General features: G+C 61.6%; 18 protein-coding genes and 1 tRNA gene. 9 read left to right on the forward strand and 10 right to left on the reverse strand.

Features of this window, described 5'->3' with window-relative positions:
* Positions 1-37 precede the first annotated feature (37 nt).
* From RYZ20_RS03210 to ypfJ, 3 genes are all read right to left on the reverse strand, one after another.
* The gene (locus RYZ20_RS03210) at positions 38-4,351 is read right to left on the reverse strand and encodes an Ig-like domain-containing protein (RefSeq protein ID WP_317670423.1); all 4,314 of its coding nucleotides are present in this window, start codon (positions 4,349-4,351) and stop codon (positions 38-40) included.
* 821 nt (positions 4,352-5,172) lie between these two features.
* Positions 5,173-5,257 (reverse strand) — tRNA-Leu (locus RYZ20_RS03215).
* Between the two features lie 47 nt (positions 5,258-5,304).
* The gene (gene ypfJ / locus RYZ20_RS03220) at positions 5,305-6,150 is read right to left on the reverse strand and encodes a KPN_02809 family neutral zinc metallopeptidase (RefSeq protein WP_317670424.1); all 846 of its coding nucleotides are present in this window, start codon (positions 6,148-6,150) and stop codon (positions 5,305-5,307) included.
* Between the two features lie 131 nt (positions 6,151-6,281).
* Between ypfJ and RYZ20_RS03225 the strand changes: the two genes are divergently transcribed.
* From RYZ20_RS03225 to gluQRS, 5 genes are all read left to right on the forward strand, one after another.
* Positions 6,282-6,860 (forward strand): YqaA family protein, encoded by a 579-nt coding sequence (locus tag RYZ20_RS03225; RefSeq protein WP_317670425.1) that lies wholly within the window; start codon positions 6,282-6,284, stop codon positions 6,858-6,860.
* A 1-nt stretch (position 6,861) separates the two neighbouring features.
* Positions 6,862-7,344, forward strand: a complete 483-nt coding sequence (locus RYZ20_RS03230) for a disulfide bond formation protein B (RefSeq protein WP_317670426.1) — start codon at positions 6,862-6,864, stop codon at positions 7,342-7,344.
* A gap of 130 nt (positions 7,345-7,474) precedes the next feature.
* Positions 7,475-10,231: a DNA gyrase subunit A gene (gene gyrA, locus RYZ20_RS03235; RefSeq protein WP_317670427.1), complete on the forward strand. Its 2,757-nt coding sequence runs from the start codon at positions 7,475-7,477 to the stop codon at positions 10,229-10,231.
* 85 nt (positions 10,232-10,316) lie between these two features.
* Positions 10,317-11,657: a methylenetetrahydrofolate--tRNA-(uracil(54)-C(5))-methyltransferase (FADH(2)-oxidizing) TrmFO gene (trmFO, locus tag RYZ20_RS03240; protein ID WP_317671330.1), complete on the forward strand. Its 1,341-nt coding sequence runs from the start codon at positions 10,317-10,319 to the stop codon at positions 11,655-11,657.
* Positions 11,636-12,478 (forward strand): tRNA glutamyl-Q(34) synthetase GluQRS, encoded by an 843-nt coding sequence (gene gluQRS, locus RYZ20_RS03245; RefSeq protein ID WP_317670428.1) that lies wholly within the window; start codon positions 11,636-11,638, stop codon positions 12,476-12,478. The genes trmFO and gluQRS overlap by 22 nt, the downstream gene beginning before the upstream one ends.
* Here gluQRS and hisI read toward each other — a convergent pair.
* Positions 12,475-12,837, reverse strand: a complete 363-nt coding sequence (gene hisI / locus RYZ20_RS03250) for a phosphoribosyl-AMP cyclohydrolase (RefSeq protein ID WP_317670429.1) — start codon at positions 12,835-12,837, stop codon at positions 12,475-12,477. The genes gluQRS and hisI overlap by 4 nt on opposite strands.
* A gap of 61 nt (positions 12,838-12,898) precedes the next feature.
* Here hisI and RYZ20_RS03255 point away from each other — a divergent pair, with 61 nt between their 5' ends.
* On the forward strand, positions 12,899-13,330 hold the full coding sequence (locus RYZ20_RS03255; RefSeq protein ID WP_317670430.1) for an iron-sulfur cluster assembly scaffold protein: 432 nt from the start codon (positions 12,899-12,901) through the stop codon (positions 13,328-13,330).
* A 53-nt stretch (positions 13,331-13,383) separates the two neighbouring features.
* Positions 13,384-14,811, forward strand: a complete 1,428-nt coding sequence (locus RYZ20_RS03260; protein WP_317670431.1) for a methyl-accepting chemotaxis protein — start codon at positions 13,384-13,386, stop codon at positions 14,809-14,811.
* Between the two features lie 114 nt (positions 14,812-14,925).
* On the opposite strand, the gene RYZ20_RS03265 is transcribed toward RYZ20_RS03260, so the two are convergent.
* The 5 genes from RYZ20_RS03265 to sciP form a co-directional block, all read right to left on the reverse strand.
* A complete protein-coding gene (locus RYZ20_RS03265) occupies positions 14,926-15,048 on the reverse strand; it encodes a hypothetical protein (RefSeq protein ID WP_317670432.1) in 123 nt (40 codons plus the stop codon).
* 83 nt (positions 15,049-15,131) lie between these two features.
* Positions 15,132-17,222, reverse strand: coding sequence for an ATP-dependent DNA helicase RecG (gene recG, locus RYZ20_RS03270; protein ID WP_317670433.1), 2,091 nt, complete (start codon positions 17,220-17,222; stop codon positions 15,132-15,134).
* A complete protein-coding gene (gene ligA / locus RYZ20_RS03275; protein WP_317670434.1) occupies positions 17,219-19,336 on the reverse strand; it encodes an NAD-dependent DNA ligase LigA in 2,118 nt (705 codons plus the stop codon). Before ligA ends, recG begins: the two co-directional genes overlap by 4 nt.
* Before the next feature lie 57 nt (positions 19,337-19,393).
* Positions 19,394-20,107, reverse strand: coding sequence for a response regulator transcription factor CtrA (gene ctrA, locus RYZ20_RS03280; RefSeq protein WP_317670435.1), 714 nt, complete (start codon positions 20,105-20,107; stop codon positions 19,394-19,396).
* Between the two features lie 95 nt (positions 20,108-20,202).
* On the reverse strand, positions 20,203-20,481 hold the full coding sequence (gene sciP, locus RYZ20_RS03285; RefSeq protein WP_317670436.1) for a CtrA inhibitor SciP: 279 nt from the start codon (positions 20,479-20,481) through the stop codon (positions 20,203-20,205).
* A 126-nt stretch (positions 20,482-20,607) separates the two neighbouring features.
* On the opposite strand from sciP, the gene mnmA reads away from it, so the two are divergent.
* Positions 20,608-21,750, forward strand: a complete 1,143-nt coding sequence (gene mnmA, locus RYZ20_RS03290; RefSeq protein WP_317670437.1) for a tRNA 2-thiouridine(34) synthase MnmA — start codon at positions 20,608-20,610, stop codon at positions 21,748-21,750.
* 142 nt (positions 21,751-21,892) lie between these two features.
* On the opposite strand, the gene RYZ20_RS03295 is transcribed toward mnmA, so the two are convergent.
* A complete protein-coding gene (locus RYZ20_RS03295) occupies positions 21,893-22,255 on the reverse strand; it encodes a phasin family protein (protein ID WP_317670438.1) in 363 nt (120 codons plus the stop codon).
* Positions 22,256-22,397: 142 nt separating this feature from the next.
* Between RYZ20_RS03295 and RYZ20_RS03300 the strand changes: the two genes are divergently transcribed.
* Positions 22,398-22,913 carry a DUF4405 domain-containing protein gene (locus RYZ20_RS03300; protein WP_317670439.1) on the forward strand — a complete coding sequence of 172 codons (516 nt, stop codon included), beginning with the start codon at positions 22,398-22,400 and terminating at the stop codon, positions 22,911-22,913.
* Positions 22,914-22,960 lie beyond the last annotated feature (47 nt).

Below are 22,960 nucleotides of genomic sequence, written 5' to 3' on the forward strand. Positions count from 1 at the left end.
AGGGGGGTGTTCCGGGATCAAAAGACCCCGTAGCGGATTACTTTTGCAGCAGGCGCGCTTCGTATTTCTTCAGGGTTTTGCGTGCCGCCTGATAGTCTTCGCGCCCTTTGCTGTCTTTCAGCTCGGGGAAAATCTCGAAGATTTCAGAGCGTTGCGCATTGCCCATGCCACCCAGCGTCTGGTCGCCCGGCTGGAAGCTCTCGCTCCAGGTGCCGTTGGCCAGAACCACCTCGTGATGGTCGAACATGAAGTGCAGATAGCTGGTGCCAAGCGTCTCGACCGAGCGGATGCCCGCGTTGTTCACAAGGTGCTTGGAGGCGACCAGAACCTCGTGCTCTTCGAAATAGAGCGCGGTCTTGTCGTTTGCGACCAGCATCCGGTGGTTCGGTGAAACCAGCATGTCACGCTCGGGCAGGCCGTCGCCAAGGCTGCCGGCTTTGATCATCACAGGCTTGAGATGCGGCGCGGCCAGAAGCTCTGCGTGGGTCAGGTCACGGCGACCCATCCAGCGGATTTCCTGCACGCCGTTGTCGCGCGTCATGACCTTGTCGCCGACTTTCAGCTCTTCGACCAAGCGCTCGCCCTTCGGCGTCGCAATCAGCGTGCCGGGGGTGAAGCACGGCACCACGTTCTCGATATTCGAGAAGCTCAGCGTGCCGGTGACATTGCCAGCGCCATCAAGGAACTCCACCGTGCCGTTTTCAGGATTGGTGCTGTCATAGATGACGTTGGTGAACGCCTTGCCGACCGCCGAAAGATCGAGCGTATCCCAGTCGTCACCGCCTTCGTTGCCGTCGATGGTATCGCCAGTGCCTGCTTCGGCCGAGGACACGATGAATGTATCGCGATCATCGCCGCCCGAAAGAACATCCGCGCCAGCGCCACCAAGGATCGTATCGTTGCCGGTGCCGCCGTCGATCGTGTCTTCGTCGATGCCGCCGTCGATGTAGTCATCGCCCGCATCGCCGTAGATTTGATCGTCGTCGTCCTCGCCATAGATCACGTCGTTACCGGCGCCGCCGTGGATCGTGTCCATGCCGTTGTTCTGCACCAGATCGGTCGCATCGGGGATGTTGATCGCATCCGGGTAGCCCGGGCCGACACCGCCGTAGATCGTGTCGTTGCCGTCACCGCCATCGACAATATCGCTGCCCTCGCCCGAGGTGATCAGGTCGTCGCCGGTGCCGCCATAAACCGTATCCGCGTCGATGCCCGAGTTGATGACATCGTTGCCCGTGCCGCCATCGACATAATCCGCGTCGTCGCCCGTGGTGATCGTATCGTTGCCCGCGCCACCATAGACGGTATCGCGGTCGTCGTTCGGGTCGCTGTCTGCGGACCAGAGGCCCGGATAGGCCAGATCGGGAAGCGGCGTGCCGGTGGCCGAGGTGTCGATCAGATCGTTGCCGTCATTGCCCTCGACCAGATCGCGCCCGTCACCGCCGACAATCGTATCGGCCGCATTGCCACCGATAACCGTATCGTTGCCCGCGCCGCCATCCAGAAGGTCTTCGCGCGGCCCGCCAAGCAGGCGGTCGTCGCCGTCCTCGCCGTAAAGCGCATCGCCATCCTGACCAGCGTCAAGCGTATCGTTGCCCGCGCCGCCATAAAGTGTGTCATCGCCATTGCCACCCGACATGTAGTCATCGCCGGCACCGCCATAAAGCGCATCGTCGCCGTCCTCGCCGTAGACCTCGTCATTGCCGGCACCGGCATAGACGGTATCGTTCCCCGCGCCCGCCTGAATAATATCGTCATTCGGGCCTTCGCCGGGGAGGATCTCGTCGAGGTGGTCGACCATGTCGCCTTCGGGGTCGCCGGTATAGGCGTTGTCGATCAGATCAGCGCCCGCCGTGCCCTCGACGATACCGTCAAGCGGCTGCTCATCGACCGTGACGGTCACCGTCGCGGTATCGGTCAGGCCACCCGGATCGGTCACCGTATAGGTGATCGTCGCGTCGCCCTCGAACCCGGGCGCGGGCGTGAAGGTCAGTGTGCCATCGGCGTTGATCGTCACAGTGCCGTTCGGAGAGCTGGCGGAAACCACGCTCAGCGTGTCACCGTCAACATCCGTATCGTTCCCCAGAACATTGATCACCACGGCCGTCTGATAGGCCGTCGTGGCAGCATCGTCATTCGCCACCGGCGCATCGTTCACAGGGTTGACCGTGACGTTCACCGTCGCCGTATCGGTGTCGCCGTTGCCGTCCGTGACCGTGTAGCTGATCGTCGTCGTGCCGTTGAAATCCGGCGCGGGTGTAAAGGTCAGTGTGCCATCGGCGTTGATCGTCACCGAGCCATCGGGCGAGCTTGCCCCCGTGACCGTCAGCGTGTCGCCTTCGGGGTGGGTGTCATTCGCCAGAACGTCGATGATGACCGCCGTATCCTCGTCGGTCGACGCCATGTCATCGACCGCATTCGGATCGTAGTCATCGTGGATGATCGACTCGATGTTCGCGAAGTCCAGCGTGCCGACAACCGCGCCGTTGTTATCAAGGAATTCAACGGTGCCGTTATAGCCGTTACCGTTCTCGTCTGCGCCCGAGTAGATGACGTTGACGGGACCCGCGCCGGTCAGATCCAGCGTATCCCAGTCGTCGCCGCCCTCACCGCCGTCCACGGTATCGCCCGCGCCACCGAAGATCACATCGCGATCATCGCCGCCGTCGATTGCATCCGCGCCCGCGCCGCCGGTGATCGTGTCGGCTCCGGCATCGCCGAAGATCACGTCATCGCCCTCGCCCGCGTCTATCAGATCGTCGCCCGCCGCATCTACAGCCGCCGCGCCATCGGTGGTTTCGACCGCAATATCCGTGACCCAGATCGCCTGATCGGTATCGCCGCCATTGTCATAGTCGATCTCGATCCGCGCGACCGGCCCTGCAATATTGACCAGCACCGAGCCGGCCGCATTCGAGGGGTTCAGCGTGCCGCCATAATCGACATCATGCGAGGTGATGGTGTTGCCCGAAATGGTTTGCCCACCCTCGGGGGTAAAGCTTACCGCAACCGGATTGCCATCCGCGTCATAGGCACGGATCGTCACGATGTCGATGTGGAAGTCGGACGAGGTGCCGATGTCAAGGTCGTTCAGGCGGAAGCTGACGTTCTGGACCTCGTCGCCATAAAGCGGATCGGTCGAGGCAAAATTCAGCGTTGTCGTCGAGGTGTTGTCGACACCGCCCTCACCGCCGCAACCATACAGGCGCAAACCGCCCGCGCCGCTGAAACCATCGCCCGCTTCGGTATATTGCGTATCGTTCGAGACGGTGGCATTCGCGCCGTAATCCTGCGCGGTAAAGCCATAGGTCACCGAGACCCCGCCCATATCGACCGAAGTGCCGTTGTTGATCGAGCACCCGGCCGCCGCGAATTTCGCCCAGTCGACGGTCAGAGCCTCGCCCGCGCCCGAGACCCCGGCCTCGGTGCCGTCGCCGTGGATCGTGTCGTTGCCCGTGCCGCCAAGGATCGTGTCATCGTCGGCGCCACCGACCAGGCTGTCATCGCCGCCACGCCCGTCGATATAATCATTGCCTGCGCCGCCATAGAAGACATTGGTGAACGTATCGGCCGGATCGGTGCCCTCGTGGTCAAAGCCGACCAGCGTATCGTTATAGGCCGAACCATAGATACCGTCGACGCCGTTCACGATCACGTCGCCCGTCGCATCACCGCCGGTCAGGGTGCTGGTTTGCAGGTTGATGTTCACCCCCGCCCCCGAGGCCGAGTAGTCGATCATATCGAGCCCTGCGCCACCGTCGAAGGTGTCATTGCCCGCGCCACCGACAAAAGTGTCGTCGCCAGCCTCGCCGCGCAGCGAGTCATTGCCCGCGCCGCCGTCGATCAGGTCATTACCCGTTCCGGCGTAAACATCATCGTTCCCCGCGCCTGCGAGGATGGTATCGTTGCCCGAGCCGGCCTTGATGATGTCGTCATCGCCGTATTCGCCCGGCAAGATCGCATCGTTATGGTCGACACGGTCGCCATCGGGATCGCCGGTATAGGCATAGTCGATCAGATCGTCGCCGGTGGTGCCCGACACAATGCCGTCATTGGGCGGATCGCAAACCTTGATCGTGACAGTGGCGGTATCATAACCGCCGCGCCCGTCCGAAATCGTATAGGTGAAGCTTGTGGTTCCCGAGAACCCAGCATTCGGGGTGAAGGTGACGGACCCGTCCGAGTTGATCTTGACCGTCCCGTCAGCGCAGCCCGACACGCTCGTGACTTTCAGCCAGTCGCAGTTCGGATCGTAGTCGTTGGCAAGCACACACACGGTGACAGGTGAATTGTAGTTGGTGGTAGCGGAGTCGTTTCGCGCATCCGGGGCCGAGTTGTAATAATACGTCATGTCCGCACCTTTCAAACACGCCGGGGCCAGAGCCTCCGACGCCTAAATCCCTAACGGTGCGATTGGCAGCACCCGTCATTCCCCCGCCTCTTGTCCGAGGCGATCTGCGGCACGACAGTGCGGATGCGATAAAAACGATACCCCTGCGCAGAAATCGCGCATCGAGCCTCAGGGGCTCTGTAGCTGCGGAGAGGGCTGGCCCTCCCCGCCTGGCAGCATTCATACCGATCAGCATCTTTCGATACCGCGTTACTCGTCACAGGCCACCCCCATGGCCTTTTGCCCCGATACCGGAGCGCCTTTGAACTTACTGCGACGAGAGGTCATACGAAAGCGGAATCTGGCGAAAACGTGTCGCAAATATGGGAAAGTAGTAACTCTTTTCCCGAAACTGACCTACCGTAAGTTGCCTTGGTCGCGCGGATTGTTTCACCATCAGTCGAGGTATCTTTCGGATAGTTTTCATTCTCGAAAGTTAATCAAACATTACACTTTCATCTCTGGGTTGCTGCCCTGCAGCGATTTTCCCCCGGCACAAAGAGACACCCGCTGTTGACCTAAACGAAACAATCGCCCCGCCCGACGGATCACAATGCGCGCCGGCCTTCCCAGCCGACTATCAGGGTAAACTGTTGCTTCGGGCAGATCAAATCGCGGCCAAATGCGCCTTTGTCCACGACTCACTGATAGACCGCCTCGAATCAGCGCGCTACAGCGGCACCACGATCCTCACCCCCACCCGCAACGGGAAGCAACGCATTCTCATGGCCCATACCCAACCAATGGCCGGTTCCGGAGCAGACTGAATTTCAGGGATAAGCTGGTACCCGCAGCCGGAATCGAACCGGCAAGCCCGAGGGCGGCGGATTTTGAATCCGCTGCGTCTACCAATTCCGCCATGCGGGCCAGCCCTGCCGATCTATCGCCCTTGGACCCGCTCGGCAAGGGGGTTTCTAGAGGCTCCGGGTCGAGAAGGTATCGCAGGCCGCAACCTCGCCATCGCGGAAGCCGCGGGCGAACCAGTCCTGCCGCTGCGCCGAGGTGCCATGCGTAAAGCTGTCGGGCATCGGACGGCGGCCCGCGTTGCGCTGAAGCGTATCGTCACCGATCCGCTCGGCTGCGTTCATCGCCTCGGCGACATCGCCCTCTTCCAGCGTGTCGAAAATCTCGGCGGCGTTGCGCGCCCAGACACCGGACAGGCAATCGGCCTGCAACTCGATACGCACCGAGAGGTTATTGCTCTCGGCCTCGGACGAGCGCGCGCGGATCGCGTTCACCTTTGACAAAATCCCAAGCTCGTCTTGCACATGATGCGCAACCTCATGGGCAACCACATAGGCCGCAGCAAAATCGCCCGAGGCACCAAGCTGTTGCGACAGCGTGGTGAAAAAACCGGTATCCAGATAGACCTTTTTATCGCCCGGACAATAGAACGGCCCCGTCGCCCCCGAGGCATTGCCGCAGGCCGATGGCGTCACCTGCGAGAACAGCACCAGCGTCACCGGATTATAGCTGCGGCCAAGCTGTTCGTCGAACACACCCGCCCAGACCTCTTCGGTATCAGCCAGCGTGACCGAGACGAAATCACCCATCGCGCGCTCCTGCTGCGAGAGCGCGCCCGAGGTCTCGACCGCCAGACCACCACCATCCAGAAGCGGCGTCACATCGACCCCAAGGAAATAGCCGATCAGCAGAACCGCCACGACCCCCACGCCGGTAATACCTCCGGCCCGACCAACCCGGCGCGCACCACGACGATCCTCGATATTGGCGCTCTTGCGCCGCCCTTGCCATTTCATGGCCCTGCCCTCCACCTGTCCGACCATTAGTTAACGCGACCGTGAAGGCAGGGACAATCCTTTTCGCGCTCGGGCCTTGACGCGGGCAGACGCTCGGCCCAAACCAGCGCAAGACACAAGGGACAGGCCGGATGATGCGCAATCTTTACGACTGGACGATGAATTTTGCGCGCCACCGTCACGCGATGTGGGCGCTGGCGATTGTCGCCTTTATCGAAAGCTCGGTCTTTCCGATCCCGCCCGATGTGCTGATTATCCCGATGGTGATTGCCGCGCCGCACAAGGCCTGGCGCATCGCGGCCGTGGCGACCTTGGCGTCGGTTCTGGGTGGCTGTCTGGGCTATGTGATCGGCGCGGGCTTTATGGAGACACTCGGCCAGCCGATCCTTGAGTTCTACGGCAAAGCCGACAAGTTCGACGCGCTCGCCGCGCGCTTTAACGAGATCGGCGGATGGGCGGTGCTGATCGCGGGCATCACGCCCTTCCCCTATAAGGTCATCACGATCTTCTCGGGCGTGACGAACCTCTCTTTCCCGCTGTTTTTGGGGATTTCGGTTATCGCCCGCGCGCTGCGGTTCTTTATCGTCGCGGGGCTTTTGTGGAAATTCGGCGCGCCGATCCGCGATTTCATCGAGCGCCGTCTGGGTGTTATCCTGTCGGTCTCGCTGGTGGTATTCATCGCCGGTTTCTATGCTGTGAGGTATCTCTGATATGCTGACGCGTCTGACCCCGAAAATGCTGATCGCGCTGGCTGCGGGTGGCTCGGTTTCCGTGCTGATCGGCGCGCTGATCTTTCAGGCGATCGGCTATGCGCCGTGCGATCTGTGCATCTTGCAGCGCTGGCCGCATCTGGCGGCGGCGATTATCGGGGGCGCGATGCTGATCTTCTCGTTGCCGCGGATTTTCGCGCTACTTGGCGCGGCGGCGGCGGCGGCCACGGGCGTTCTTGGCATCTATCACTCGGGCGTCGAGCGGCATATTTTCGCCGGTCCCGATACCTGCACCTCGAACGGTGTGGGCGGGCTCTCGGTCGATGACCTGATGGCCCAGATCAACGGCGCACCGCTGATCCGCTGCGACGAAATCGTCTGGGACATCTTCGGCATCACCATGCCCAACCTCAACGCATTGGCGTCTTTTGCCTTTGTCGCGCTTTGGATCTGGGCATTCGCGGCGGCAAAGCGCGCCGCCTGACGGGTGGTTTTCCACAAGAAATCAGGTGAAATCCTCGAAAGGCCCAGATTGCGAGGCCTTATTCATTGCACCCCATCGGTTGGCTGGGCTATAACCCCTCACAACAATATCTAGCAGTGCGAGAGCCCGCGTGACCGATACTCCCGAAACGCCGGAAACCACCGAGGAAGAGCCCAAGCGTCCGACCTATGACGGGCCGAGCGTCGACATCTCGCAAGAGATGAAAACCGCCTACCTCGACTATGCGATGAGCGTCATCGTCAGCCGCGCGATCCCCGATCTGCGCGACGGGCTGAAGCCTGTTCACCGCCGCATCCTTTACGCGATGCACGAGACCGGCAACACGCATGACAAGCCCTATCGCAAATCGGCGCGTCCTGTGGGCGACGTGATGGGTAAATACCACCCGCACGGCGACGCGGCGATCTATGACGCGCTGGTGCGGATGGCGCAGCCTTTCTCGATGTCGCTGCCGCTTCTGGATGGTCAGGGCAACTTCGGCTCGATGGACGGCGATAGCGCGGCGGCCATGCGCTATACCGAGGTGCGGATGGACAAACCCTCCGCCTCGCTCCTGGCCGACATCGAAAAAGACACGGTCAATTTTCAGGACAACTACGACGGCAAGGACCGCGAACCCACGGTTCTGCCCGCACGCTTCCCGAACATGCTGGTCAATGGCGCGGGCGGTATCGCCGTCGGCATGGCGACCAACATCCCGCCGCATAACCTTGGCGAAGTTTGCGATGCGACGCTCGCGCTGATCGAAACGCCCGATATGTCGGACGAGGCAATCATGGAGATCGTGCCGGGGCCGGACTTCCCCACGGGCGCGCAGATCATGGGGCGTGGCGGCATCCGCAAGGCCTATCTCGAAGGGCGCGGCTCGGTCATCATCCGGTCGAAAACCCGCGTCGAGGAAATCCGCAAGGACCGTTACGCGATTATCGTCGACGAGGTGCCCTATCAGGTCAACAAGGCCGCGATGATCGAAAAGATCGCGGACCTTGTGCGTGAAAAGCGCCTTGAAGGCATCGCCCATATCGCGGATGAATCCGACCGCGTCGGCGTGCGCGTCGTGATCGAACTGAAACGCGACGCGACCCCCGAGGTCGTGTTGAACCAGCTTTACCGCTTTACGCCGCTGCAAACCTCGTTCGGGTGCAACATGCTGGCGCTGAACGGTGGCCGCCCCGAGCAACTGACCCTGCGTCAGTTCCTGAGCCATTTCATTACCTTCCGCGAAGAAGTTGTCGCACGCCGCACGGCTTACGAGCTGCGCAAGGCCCGCGAGCGCAGCCACATCCTGTGCGGTCTGGCCGTGGCCGTGTCGAACGTGGACGAGGTCGTCGCGACGATCCGCTCGTCGAAAGACCCCGCCGAAGCGCGCGAGCGTCTGATGACGCGCCGCTGGCCTGCGCATGACATCGTAGAATATCTGCGCCTGATCGACGACCCGCTGCATCCGGTCAATGACGACGGCACCTATAACCTGTCGGAAATTCAGGCCCGCGCGATCCTTGATCTGCGCTTGCAGCGCCTGACCGCGATGGGCGTGCAGGAAGTCACCGACGAACTGGCCGAGCTTGCGGGCAAAATCCGCGAATACCTTGCCATCCTCGCCTCGCGCGAACGGATCATGGATATCATCGCGAACGAGCTGCGCGAGGTGAAAGAGCAATTCGCCGTTCCGCGCCGCACCCAGATCATCGAATGGGCCGGTGATATGGACGACGAGGATCTGATCGAGCGCGAGGACATGGTCGTGACCATCACCTCGGGCGGCTATATCAAGCGCACGCCGCTGGCCGATTTCCGCGCGCAGCGTCGTGGCGGCAAGGGTCTGTCGGGCATGGCCACGAAAGAGGACGACGTCGTCACCACCCTCTTCGTTGCCAATACCCACACGCAGCTTCTGTTCTTTACCACCGACGGGATGGTCTATTCGCTCAAATGCTGGCGTCTGCCGCTTGGCGGGCGCACGGCCAAGGGCAAGGCGATGGTCAACATCCTGCCGATCCCGACGGGTGTCTCGATTGCCTCGCTCATGCCTGTCGATGCCCCCGAGGAAGAATGGGACAACTATCAGGTCTTCTTCGCGACCTCGGATGGCTCGGTCCGGCGCAATGCGCTGTCGGATTTCGCCAACGTCAAGCGCAACGGCAAGATCGCGATGAAACTGCCCGAGGGTGTGACGCTGGTAGATACCCGCATGTGCACCGAGGGCGACGACATCATGCTGGTCACCGCCGGTGGCCGCGCGATCCGCTTCCCGGTCCCCGAGGTCCGCATCTTCAAGGGCCGCGATTCAACGGGTGTCCGCGGCGTGCGTCTGGCGGGCGAGGATACCGTCGTCTCGATGTCGGTTCTGCGCCACTTCGAGGCCACCTCGGAAGAGCGTGTCGCCTATCTCAAGCAGCGCCGCCTGATGGCTGGCGTGACCGAGGACGAGGCCAGCGACGACGAGGAAGAAACCGTTGCGGCAGGGCAGCTTAGCCCCGAACGCTATGCCGAGATGTCGGCGGCCGAAGACCTGCTCCTGACGATCACGGCCAAGGGCGCGGGCAAGATCTCGTCCTCGCATGACTATCCGGTGCGCGGGCGTGGCGGCCAGGGCGTCACGGCGATCGAGAAATCCATGCGCGGCGGCGCGCTGGTAGCCTCGTTCCCCGTCGAGATCACCGACCAGATCATGCTGGCCACCTCGACCGGCCAGTCGATCCGCTGCCCCGTTGACGGCATTTCGTTCCGCTCGCGATCCGCAGGGGGCGTCAGGGTCTTCGACACGGCCAAAGGCGAAACCGTCGTCTCGGTCGCCCGCATCGCGGAAAGCGAAGGGGACGAACCGGAAGCCGATGCCCCCGAGGGCGGCACCGCGACCGAATAAGAACCGTCAAGCCGCCAGCCCTCGCGCTGGCGGTTTTCGTTTGGCGGGCCTTTTCAACGGCCCTGCCCTCGTCTAGATGAGCGCCATGACGAACAAGCTTCATATCATCGGTGGCGGCATGGCCGGTTCCGAAGCCGCGTGGCAAGCCGCTCAGGCGGGCGTGCCGGTTGTAATCCATGAGATGCGCCCCGAGGTTGGCACCTTCGCGCACCAGACCGGCAATTTCGCCGAGATGGTCTGCTCGAACTCGTTCCGCTCGGACGACCACGAACAAAACGCCGTCGGGCTTTTGCACTGGGAGATGGGCGCGGCCAACGGCCTGTTGATGGAGACCGCGCGCAAGCACCGCCTGCCCGCTGGTGGCGCGCTGGCCGTCGACCGTGACGCCTTTTCCGCCGACGTGACGGCGCGCCTGCGGGCGCATCCGCTGATCTCGGTCGAAGACGGCGAGATCACCAAGCTGCCGACGGATGGTAACTGGATCATCGCGACGGGGCCGCTGACCTCGGGCGCGCTGGCCGAAAGCATCCGTGCCGCGACCCATGCCGAGAGCCTTGCGTTTTTCGACGCTATCGCCCCCATCGTCTATACCGAGAGCATCGATATGGACATCGCGTGGCGCCAGTCGCGCTATGACAAGGGCGAGACCGAGGAAGAGCAGAAAGCCTATCTCAACTGCCCGATGACCAAGCCGCAATACGAGGCCTTCATCGACGCCCTTCTGGCCGCCGACAAGACCGAGTTCCACGAGGGCGAAACGGCCGGTTATTTCGATGGCTGCCTGCCGATCGAGGTGATGGCCGAGCGCGGGCGCGACACGCTGCGCTATGGCCCGATGAAGCCGATCGGCCTGACGAACGCGCATAAGCCCGAGGAAAAGGCCTATGCTGTGGTGCAGCTTCGCCGCGATAACGCCTTGGGAACGCTGTATAATATCGTCGGCTTCCAGACCAAGATGAAATACGGTGCCCAAACCGAGGTCTTACGCATGATCCCCGGCCTTGAGAATGCGAGCTTTGCGCGCTTGGGTGGTATCCACCGCAATACCTTCATCAACTCGCCTACCCTGCTTGATGACCATATGCGACTGAAATCGCAGATGAATATTCGCTTCGCGGGGCAGATCACCGGCGTCGAAGGCTATGTCGAAAGCGCCGCGATGGGACTTTTGGCGGGCCGGATGGCAGCGGCCGAGATCAAGGGCAAAGACCTGCCGCCGCCGCCATTTACCACAGCGATGGGTGCGCTGGTCAACCACATCACCGGCGGGGCCGAGGCTAAAACCTTCCAGCCGATGAATGTGAATTTCGGGCTCTTCCCGCCGATTGACGCCAAGGGCGGTCGCAAGGGTCGGAAGGTGCGCTACAAAGCCTATACCGACCGCGCAAAAAGTGATTTTCAAGAATGGCTTGCAGCGCAAAACTAAAGCGGACACGCTTTGCCCCGTCACCGACGGGGCCGCTGCATCTTGGCCATGCGATGGCGGCAATTGTCGCCTTTGAACGCGCCGATCCGGGCGAGTTTCTGCTGCGGATCGAAGACCTTGACCAGTCTCGCGCCCGCCCGCATTGGGAAGCGCAGATATACGACGATCTGGCTTGGCTTGGGCTAGGCTGGCAAACGCCGGTCATCCGCCAATCCGAGCGCTTGAATATATACGCGCAAGCCATTGATAAATTGTCCGAACTTGGCCTGACCTATCATTGCTCCTGCACCCGCGCCGACATCCGCGCCGCGCTGGCTGCCCCGCAAGAAGGCGCGCCGATCCTTGGGCCGGACGGGCTTGTCTACCCCGGCACCTGCCGCGGAAAAACAAGCGGCGACACAATCCGCCTTGATATGGCCCGCGCGCTGGATCACCTGAAGGGTCGCACGCTGTCTTTCGAGGAAAGCGGGACGCAGGCAGGCTATTACACCGCAACTGAAGACTGGCTTCTAACCCATTGCGGAGACGTCGTTCTTTCGCGCAAAGACATGGGCGCGGCCTATCATCTAGCAGTGGTGATCGACGACGCAGCGCAGGGCATTACCGAGGTCACGCGCGGCGAAGACCTGTTCGAGGCGACCTTCATCCACGTGCTTGTGCAAGCGCTCCTAGAACTGCCGACGCCGCAGTATCACCATCACCGATTGGTGCGCGACGAGGCTGGCAAGCGGCTGGCCAAGCGTGATGACGCCCGAGCGATCGCCACCTATCGCGCCGAGGGCGCCTCGCCCGCCGACATTCGCAAGATGATCGGGTTTTAGCCAGCCATCGGCGCCATGATCTCGACCTCGTCGCCCGCGCGTACCGCCGTATAAAAGCACGAGCGGCGGTTGGTGTGGCAGGCCGGTCCGATTTGGTCGACCTGCATCAGCAGGCAGTCGCGGTCGCAATCCACCCGCAGTTCGATCAGCTTTTGCACATGCCCCGAGCTTTCCCCCTTGGCCCAGAAACTTTGCCGCGAGCGCGACCAATATGTCACCTGCCCCGTTTCCAGCGTGCGCCGCAGGCTTTCGGCGTTCATCCACGCCATCATCAGCACCTCGCCCGAGGCAGCGTCCTGCGCAATCGCGGGGATCAGACCATTCGCGTCGTATTTCAAAGTGCTGGGATCGAAGGACATCGGTTCTTTCCTTTTTCTGGCGCGCCCCCTATCTACGCTGCAACACCGATAAGGAAAAGACATGAGCGACTCCGATCTGATGAAGCTCTATTCGCAGCGTATTCTTGCGCTGGCTGCCGATATGCCGCTGACCGAGCCGCTGCCCGCGCCCGATATGCAGGCAGAGGCGCGCGCGCCGCTGTGTGGCTCGACGATCAAGGTGCAGCTTGCGGTTCAGGACGGGCGCATCACGGGCTACGCGCAAGAGGTGCACGCCTGTGCGCTTGGGCAGGCATCGGCCTCGGTGTTCGGCGCCCGCGTGATCGGCTGCACGCGCGCGCAGGTGGCGCAATTACGCGATGAGTTAGAGGCGATGCTCAAAGGCGGCCCCGTGCCCGCCGCGCCCTTCGGGGATTACGAAGTTCTGACCGCTGCGCGCGACTATCCGAACCGCCACGCCTCGATCCTTTTGCCGCCAACGGCGGTGCTAAAAGCCTGGCCCGACCCCAGTTAACCCTCCTGAAACTCCGATCTGCCATCCTGCCTGCGGCGTTTACCGGAGGCGACATGAACGATCTTTCTCAACGGCCTGACCTTGCTGCGGAAAAGGTCGATGCGGTCGACACCTCGCAGATCATCGACTCAGTCGCGCAAGAGGCTCTTCATCTTGGACGCGACATTGTCGAGATTGCGGCGGCGCTCGATTCCCTCAGCGTCGCGACCGAAATACAACTTTCCCTGCTCGAAGAGTCGAAAGCTGCTGCCCAAACCGCGCAAAACGCAAATGCCGATGTCCGGCGCGACGCGGATGCCGTTTCCAGCACACTGAACGAGACATTTCAGGCCGTGGCACAAAGTGTCGCGAAAATGCGCGAGACCGGTGAAAACGCGCGCAAGATCGCGGCCTGGGTCCAGTCCGTCGTGCAGCGCATGGCTGAGGTTACGGACACGCTGAGCACCGTGCAGGATGAGAACTCTGAAATCCGTTCGATTGCCAAGCAGATCAACATTCTCGCCATCAACGCCAAGATCGAGGCGGTGCGGGCGGGCAATGCCGGACGCGGCTTTGCCGTGGTGGCCGAAGCGATCAACGAGCTATCGCAAAACACCGGTCGCGCGGCCGAGGGGATCGGTTCTGCCGTCACCGGCCTGACCGCAGGCATCCGCGAAATGCGCGCAGAGGCCGAGACAATCTCGACGAACGCGGCAAATGTGCTGACCTCGGCTGGTGAAACCGATCAGGCAATGAGCCGGATGACCGGCACCGTCGAACAGATGCAAACGGCGGTCGAGGCAATCACAACACACGCCGAGCAGGTGCGGCAAGCCAATACCCGCTTCGCCCCTGCCTTTGAACGGATGGCCCACGCGACCGAGGAAACGGTCGGGCAAATCCATTCCGCGCAACGCCGCACCAATGCGCTGATCGCTTCGGGGGAGACCATCGTCCAGCATTCCGTCTCGATGGGCGGGTCGATCGACGACAGCACCATGATCGACTTCGTGCAGGAAAAAGCCGCCGAAATCGCCGCTGTCTTCGAAAATGCCATCGCCTCTGGCCGCATCAGCGAGACGCAGCTTTTCAACTATCACTACACACCCATTGTAAATTCCAATCCCAAGCAGGTGATGGCGCCTTTCACGCGCCTCACCGACGAGGTATTGCCCCCCATTCAGGAAAAGATGCTGAGTTTCGACCCGCGGATCGCCTTTTGCGCTGCGGTCGATGTGAACGGCTACCTGCCGACCCACAACATGAAATTCTCCAGGCCGCAGGGACCGGACCCCGCATGGAATGCCGCCAATTGCCGGAACCGCCGGATATTCGACGATCGGGTCGGGGCGAAGGCCGGAAAATCGACCGCCCCGTTCGTGCTGCAGATCTATCGCCGCGACATGGGGGGTGGGACTTTCGTTCTTATGAAGGATCTCTCGGCCCCGATCCGGGTCGCGGGGCGCCATTGGGGCGGGTTGCGGATCGGCTATAAGTTCTGAAAAAACGCCGCCATCCGATGGATGGCGGCGCAAGTGCGCGCTTGGGCGACCAAGGGTCAGGACAGACCGGCCTAAAGGGGACAGGGGCCGGAAACAGCGCGAGGCAGTGAACTCTCAGAAAAGACCGGGCAGATAGAGGGCGGCGACAAACGTCACACAGATCGAAGCCGCGCCCAGAAGATCCAGCAACAGCTGATCGGCTTTCTCGGTGACAATGGTTTTGATGTCGTCTCGCATAATCGCCTCCCGTCTTTTGTTGCCTATTTGTTCTCATTTATTTCATGCCATGTAAAGAACTTTTTAAGAACATTTGAGAACATTCATCCCACAGCCAAGAGCTTGATCGCCCGATCCTGCTCCATCATCCACAGCATAACACGCGCCGCCCGCCCCCTGTCGGAGGATAAATCAGGGTCTTTTTCCAAGAGGTTACGCGCATCGGACTGCGCCACGGCCATCAACCCGCTCTGGCGCTCCAGATCCGCCACACGAAAGCGTGGCAACCCTGACTGCGCTGTTCCAATCATATCGCCCGCGCCGCGAATCGCGAGGTCTTCTTCGGCAATGCGGAAGCCGTCCTCGCTTTCGCGCAGCACCCGCAAGCGCCGTTCGCCAGTTTCGGACAGGGGCGGCTGATAGATCATCAGACATGTCGAGTCCGCCGATCCGCGCCCGACCCGCCCACGCAACTGGTGAAGCTGCGCCAGCCCGAAGGTCTCGGCCCGCTCGATCACCATAATCGAGGCATTGGGAACGTTCACGCCGACCTCGATCACGGTGGTCGCCACCAGAACCCGTGTCCGCCCCGCGACAAAATCGGCCATCGCGGTGTCTTTTTCGGTGGGCGTCAACTGCCCGTGGACCAGTCCGACAGCCCCCTCGCCCAGTTCCGCGCGCAAATGACGGAAGCGGTCCTCGGCCGAGGTCAGATCAACCAACTCGCTCTCTTCGACCAGGGGACAGACCCAATAGGCCTGCCGCCCCTCTGCAATCGCCTTGCGCAGATGAGCGACGACCTCGGGGATGCGATCATTGGCCAGAAGCGCCGTCTTGACCGGCTTGCGACCGGGCGGTTTTTCGTCCAGCACGCTCACATCCATATCGCCATATTGCGCCAGCGCCAGTGAGCGCGGAATCGGCGTTGCGGTCATCACAAGCGTGTCCGTCGCCTCGCCCTTCGCGCCAAGTTCCATCCGCTGCGCGACGCCAAAGCGGTGCTGCTCGTCGATCACAACAAGTCGCAAGTCATTGAAAAAAATATCTTTTTGAAACACCGCATGGGTGCCAACCAGTATCCCGATCGCACCCGATGCAAGGTCTTCCAGCTTGCGCCGCCGCTCCGCCCCCTTGTCGCGGCCCGTCAGAACTTCAAGCCGAACACCGGCGGCTGCGGCCAGACCGGTCAGCCCCTCCATATGCTGGCGCGCCAGAATTTCGGTCGGGGCCATCATCACGCCCTGCCCGCCCGCCTCGACAGCACCAAGAAGCGCGAGAAACGCAACCAGCGTTTTGCCCGCCCCAACATCGCCCTGCAACAGCCGGTGCATCCTCTTATCCGAGGCCATATCCGCCAGAATTTCCTGCGCCGCGCGGGTCTGTGCCCCCGTCGGCGCATAGGGCAGCGAGGCCAAAACCTGGGCTGCCAGCGCGCCCGACCCCTTCGTCATCCGCCCCTTAGAGCGCCGCTTGTTGCGCCGCGCTAAAGCCAACGTCAGCTGATTCGCGAACAGTTCATCATAGGCCAGCCGCGCGCGCGCGGGTGCCGTGGCCGCCAGATCGTCCAGCCCCTTTGGCGCATGTGCACGGCGCACCGCCGCGGCCCAATCGGGCCAGCCCTCGCGCGCCTTTAACGACGGGTCGATCCACTCCTCCAACTCGGGCACCCGTGCCAACGCCCCGTGCACTGCCTTGAACATCAGTTTTTGCGACAAGCCGGCGGTCAGCGGATAAACAGGCTCGAACTGCGGCAGATCGGGCACCTCGGCCTCGGTCAGGATGTGGTCGGGATGGACGATCTGCGCCTGCCCGTCGAAGAATTCAAGCTTCCCCGAGATCACCCGCCGCTCACCAACCGGAAGTTGCCGTTGCAGCCAATCGCCTTTGGCGTGAAAGAAAATCAGTTGAATATCAGTAGCTTCGTCCGCGACAACAACGCGCGAAGGCGTGCCGCGACGGCGCGCGGGGAAATGTGCTCGCACCTCGACCGCGACCGTCACCGTGGTGCCCGCCAGAACGCCCTGAACGGTGCGCACCGGACGACGGTCGATCACCGAATGCGGCAGGGTAAACAGCAGATCACGCGGGCGCGCGACCCCGATCTGGGGCAAAAGCTGCGCCGTTTTGGCGCCGATGCCCGGTAGCGCCTCAAGCTCGGCAAAGAGCGGAAACAGGATCTGCGGGCGCCCGCTCATGCGCCCTCCAGAAGTTTCAGCCAGCCGTCTTCATCCAGCACTTTGATGCCAAGATCGGCCGCTTTCGTGGCCTTTGAACCAGCCCCCGGCCCCGCGATCAGGATGTCGGTTTTCTTTGAAACCGACCCCGCCACCTTGGCGCCAAGGCTCTCGGCGCGGGCCTTCGCCTCGGCGCGGGTCATTTTTTCCAGCGTTCCGGTAAAAACGACGGTCAGTCCCGCAACAGGGCTGTCGGTCGCCCGCGCCTCGGCATCGACAACGTCCAAGAGAGCCACCAGCCGGTCGATCGAGGCGCGCTCGGCCTCTTGGTGGAAGGCGCTGACCAGCGAGGTCGCGAAGGTTTCGCCCACTCCGTCAATGGTCAGAAGGTCCAGCCATTCGGCCCCCTCGCCGATCAGCGCCCCCGTCATCGCTTGTTCGAACGCCACCCAGGATTGATAATGGTTCGCCAAAAGCGACGCCCCCGCCTCGCCGACATGGCGAATACCAAGCGCAAAAATCAGCTTCGCAAGCGGAATGCGGCGCTTTTCACGGATCGCCGCGAACAGGTTTTCTGCGGATTTGTCGCCCCAGCCCTCGCGCTTGCGCAACTGCTGCAAACCGCCCGCACCATAGCGCTGTTCGAGAAGAAAAATGTCTACGGGTTCGCGGACCCAGCCGTCTTTATAGAAAGCTTCGACCTGACGGGCGCCCAGACCTTCGATGTCAAACGCTGCGCGCGACACAAAATGCCGAAGCTTTTCCGTGGCTTGCGCGGGGCAAATCATACCGCCCGAACAGCGGCGCACGGCATCGCCTTCCTCGCGGATCGCATCCGAGCCGCACTCGGGGCAATGTTCGGGGAAGGCAAAGGGGCGCGCGGTGTCCGGGCGTTTCGTCAGATCGACGTCGTTGATCTTCGGGATTACGTCGCCTGCGCGGTAAACCTGCACCCAGTCACCCTCACGAATGTCTTTGCCCTCGCGGATCACCTCGCCGCGCGAGTCGCGGCCCGAGATGTAATCCTCGTTATGAAGCGTCGCGTTCGAGACCACCACGCCGCCAACCGTTACCGGCGTCAGCCGCGCGACCGGCGACAGCGCGCCCGTGCGCCCCACCTGAATTTCGATTTTCTCAAGCCGCGTCCAGGCCAGCTCCGCCGGAAACTTATGCGCAATCGCCCATCGCGGTGTGGTCGAGCGGAACCCAAGCCGGTGCTGATAGCCCAGATCATCGACCTTGTAGACCACCCCGTCGATGTCATAGCCAAGCGAGGCGCGCTGCTCCTCGATCCGGTGGTAGTGCGCAAGCATCTCTTCGGAGCTATCGCAGGTTTGCGTCAGAGGGTTGGTCTGGAAGCCCAATTCCGCAAGGCGCGCAATCGAGGCCGCCTGCGTTTCCCCCAAGGGTTCGGACAGCACGCCCCAGCTATAGGCGAAAAACCGCAAAGGCCGCGCGGCGGTGATTTTGGCGTCGAGTTGGCGCAACGATCCGGCGGCCGCATTGCGCGGATTGGCGAACCGCTTGTCGCCGCGCGCGTCTTGCTGCGCGTTCAGGGCGGCAAAATCGGCGTGGCTCATATAGACCTCGCCGCGAACCTCAAGAATTTTTGGCGCGTTTTCCAAAGCTTGCGGAATATCTGCAATGGTGCGGGCGTTGGCGGTGACGTTCTCTCCGACCTCGCCATCCCCGCGCGTCGCGGCGTAAACCAGAACGCCATCTTCATAGCGCAGCGACAGCGACAGACCGTCGATTTTCGGCTCAGCCGTAAAGACCAGAGGCGCGCTATCGGTCAGGTTCAGATATTTGCGGATGCCGCGCACAAAATCGGTGACGTCCTCATCCTCGAACGCATTGCCAAGGCTCATCATCCGCTGTTCGTGGGATATTTTTCCAAACCCATCCGCAACCGCCCCGCCGACTTTGTCGGAAGGGCTGTCTGTTGATTTCAGGTCGGGGAAATGTGCCTCAATCGAAGCAAGACGCCGTTTCAAAGCGTCATAATCGGCGTCCGAAATATCTGGCGCATCAAGCGTATGATAGGCGCTATTGGCAGCCTCGATCCGCGCCTGTAAATCCGCCAGTTCGGCAGCGGCGGCTTCGCGGGTCAGTTTTTCGATCGACGTGACGGTCATGGACTCTCCCCTGGCTGCCCCAAGTGATAGGGGTAGCCAGGCGAAGCGTCCAGAGGGTCAGGCGCCGACCGCGGAACGATGGGTCAGCTCAGCCGGCAAAGGGTCACGCAGAACATACCCCCGCCCCCAGACGGTTTCGATGTAATTCTCGCCGCCCGTCGCATCGGCCAGCTTTTTGCGCAGCTTGCAGATAAAGACGTCGATGATCTTCAACTCAGGCTCGTCCATGCCGCCGTAGAGATGGTTCAGGAACATCTCTTTGGTCAGCGTGGTCCCTTTACGCAGGCTCAGCAGCTCGAGCATCTGGTATTCCTTGCCAGTCAGATGCACGGGCTTGTTGTCCACATCGACGGTCTTCGCATCCAGATTGACCGAGATCTTGCCCGTGCGGATAACCGACTGGGCGTGGCCTTTCGAGCGGCGAATAATGGCGTGGATACGCGCCACCAGTTCCTCGCGGTGGAAAGGTTTGGTCATGTAGTCGTCGGCCCCGAAACCGAAGCCTTTGATCTTGTTTTCGGTATCGTCGGCACCGGTCAAAATAAGGATCGGTGTATCGACCTTTGCAAGGCGCAGCTGGCGCAGCACCTCGTGCCCATTCATATCGGGCAGGTTCAAATCCAGCAAAATCAAGTCGTAATCATACAGTTTTGCCAGATCAATGCCCTCCTCACCCAGATCGGTGCAATAGACATTCAAATTGGCATGTGTGAGCATCAGTTCGATGCTGCGCGATGTGGTCGGGTCATCCTCGACTAACAGAATGCGCATTGTCGGTTCTCCGCATTAATCCCTCGATCACCAATCAACCTTACATGAAATGGTTAACGCGGTGTTACTCTGACAGCATCCCCGACAAATGCAACCTAAAGTTGTCGATATTTCTGGATTGCGGTCACCTTCAATCCGGCGATCCCGTGCTTGCGCACCGCATCGGTCCAGATATCCAGTTCCTCATCGGAAAGACCGTAGCGTTCCAGCACTTCGGTCCGCGTGATAAGGCCGTAGGCGACCGCTTGCACGACGATTGCCTTACGCGAGGCCACCCAACGGCGCGTTTCCGCAGGCGGCAGATCAGAGCGCGTCAGAATCGTGCCATCAGGCAGCGTAATAGCGCGCGGACCATCGACTTTTTTCAAGTACATGGGCTTCACCCCTCCTTCATAGTGGGAACACCATCCCGTGTTCGCCTTAACGACGGGTGAAACCTACCCTTGTGAGTAGGTGCAATTTGCCTATATTTCTCGGCTTCTGGTTAACGGATCAGTCATATGCATACGGACACACAGCTTAATTCCCTTGGTTTTGCCAAACCGCCCGCGGAGACCCGCGTCGTTGTCGCCATGTCGGGCGGCGTGGATTCGTCCGTTGTGGCGGCGCAGCTCAAGGAAGAGGGCTATGATGTTGTGGGGGTAACGCTCCAGCTTTACGACCACGGCGCGGCGCTGGCCAAGAAAGGCGCGTGCTGTGCAGGGCAAGACATCCACGACGCGCGCCGCGTGGCCGAAGAGATGGGCTTTCCGCACTACGTTCTGGACTACGAGAACATCTTTCAGGAAGCGGTGATCGACGAGTTCGCTGACGCCTATCTGGCGGGGGCGACGCCGGTTCCCTGCATCCGCTGCAACGAGCGGGTGAAGTTCAAGGATCTGCTGGAAACCGCACGCGACCTTGAGGCCGATTGCATGGCGACGGGCCATTACATCCAGCGCAAGATGGGGGCTGAGGGGGCAGAGCTGCACTCGGCCGCAGACCCGAACCGCGACCAGTCGTATTTCCTGTTTTCCACGACACCGGAACAACTTAGCTATCTGCGCTTCCCCCTGGGGCACCTTGCGTCCAAGGCTGAAACCCGCGCGCTGGCGGCAAAATACGGGCTGGCGGTCGCGGACAAGCCCGATAGCCAGGACATCTGCTTTGTGCCCAACGGCAACTATGCCTCGGTGATCGAAAAACTGCGCCCCGGTGCGGCCGATCCGGGCGATATCGTCGATATGGACGGCAATATCCTGGGCGAGCATCGCGGCGTGATCCATTACACGATCGGGCAGCGGCGCGGGCTTGGCATCGGCGGGCTTGGCGATCCGCTTTATGTGGTGCGCCTTGACCCCGACACCCGCCGCGTGATCGTCGGCCCGAAAGAGGCGCTCTCGACCCGCACCATCCCCGTGCGCGAGATCAACTGGCTGGGCGACGCGCCCTTTACCAGCCGCGCCGAGTGGGATCTGTCGGTCAAGGTGCGCTCGACCCGCCCCCCGCGCGAGGCGATTATCCGCCCCCTGTCAGAGACCGAAGCCGAGGTCGAATTGCTGGTTCCCGAAGAGGGCGTCTCGCCCGGTCAGGCCTGCGTTTTTTATGCCAACGAGGGCAGCCGTATCTTTGGCGGCGGCTGGATCTGGAAGGGGCGTGGTTAACGCCCCTTCAACCAAGCCTTCTGAAAGGTTTCGCCCCTAACGTGTGCTCATCAGCGTAACTATCTAAAGATACTTGCGAATCTGACCTTTTGCGCAGCCGCCCGACCTCGGGCGACTCGCATTTCGCCTCGGTTTTCCGGCCCTACGCTTTGGGTGAAACGGCGCCAGCCAGCGCCTCGCCCTCTTCGGCCATCGTGCGCACGGCCTGTTGCGAGATGGATTGCAGCGCGGTCGCCAGTTTCGAGCTTTCGACCGAATAGTCCGAAGCCGCGCGCTGCCAGAACTCGGACCAGAGCGACGCGGCCTGCACCGGATCAAGCGTCTTGCCGATCTGCCCAAGCATTTCCTTGTCGCGCTCGAACCGGGTGCGCAGGAAATCCAGCGTCTCGAGGTTATAGTCGATCAGCGCCGAGGCAAAAGCCATCTGCGGGCGCATCATTCGCGCCAGCGTCTCGAGGCCGGCCTGTTCAGCGGCTGCAGTCGCGGTTGTGGTTGTCTTGGCCATTGTATCCTCCCGAAAGCGCGTCCCGCTGCAACGTAGCACATTTTTCTGCGAAGCGGCGAAATTTTGCGACGGAAGTCCCCGCCCCGCGCGTATCTGAAAAGCGGGATCAAATGACCCGCGCAAGATTTTTCGGAGCCCTCCCATGCTATCCTTCCTCAATCGTTACGCCACCCCGCTGATCACCGGCCTGTTCCTTGTTTCCCTGATTTCCGGCGTCGCGCTTTTCTTCCATTTCGGGTCCAGCTATTTCCATTCGATGCACGAATGGCTGTCGATGGTGCTGATCGTGCCTTTCGTGCTGCATATCTGGAAAAACTGGCGCCCGATGCTGTGCTATTTCAAGCGCCCCGCCTTTGCGGTGTCGATGGTGGCCTCGCTGATCGCGGCTTTGGTCTTTGTCTATCCGGTCGCGACGGGCGGCGGCGAGGGGGCCGGACCGGGCGGACGCCCTGCGGCATTCGCGCTGGTGCAGAAGGTGATGGGAGCCTCGGTCGGAGAAATGGCCGCTGTGCTGGATGTTCCCGAAGCGACGCTTACCGCAAAGCTTGAAGCGGCGGGATATACGGTGGCCTCGGGCGATGTCAGCCTGACCTCTCTGGCCGCAGCCTCGGGCAAATCCGAAATGGAGATTGCTGCCGTTCTGGTCGCCGCGAAATAACATCGCGCGCCCTTGCCCGCTGGCCGGTTTCTGGCTGGTTTCTGCCC

It is taken from the genome of Pseudothioclava alba (assembly GCF_033100795.1).
GTDB lineage: Bacteria > Pseudomonadota > Alphaproteobacteria > Rhodobacterales > Rhodobacteraceae > Pseudothioclava.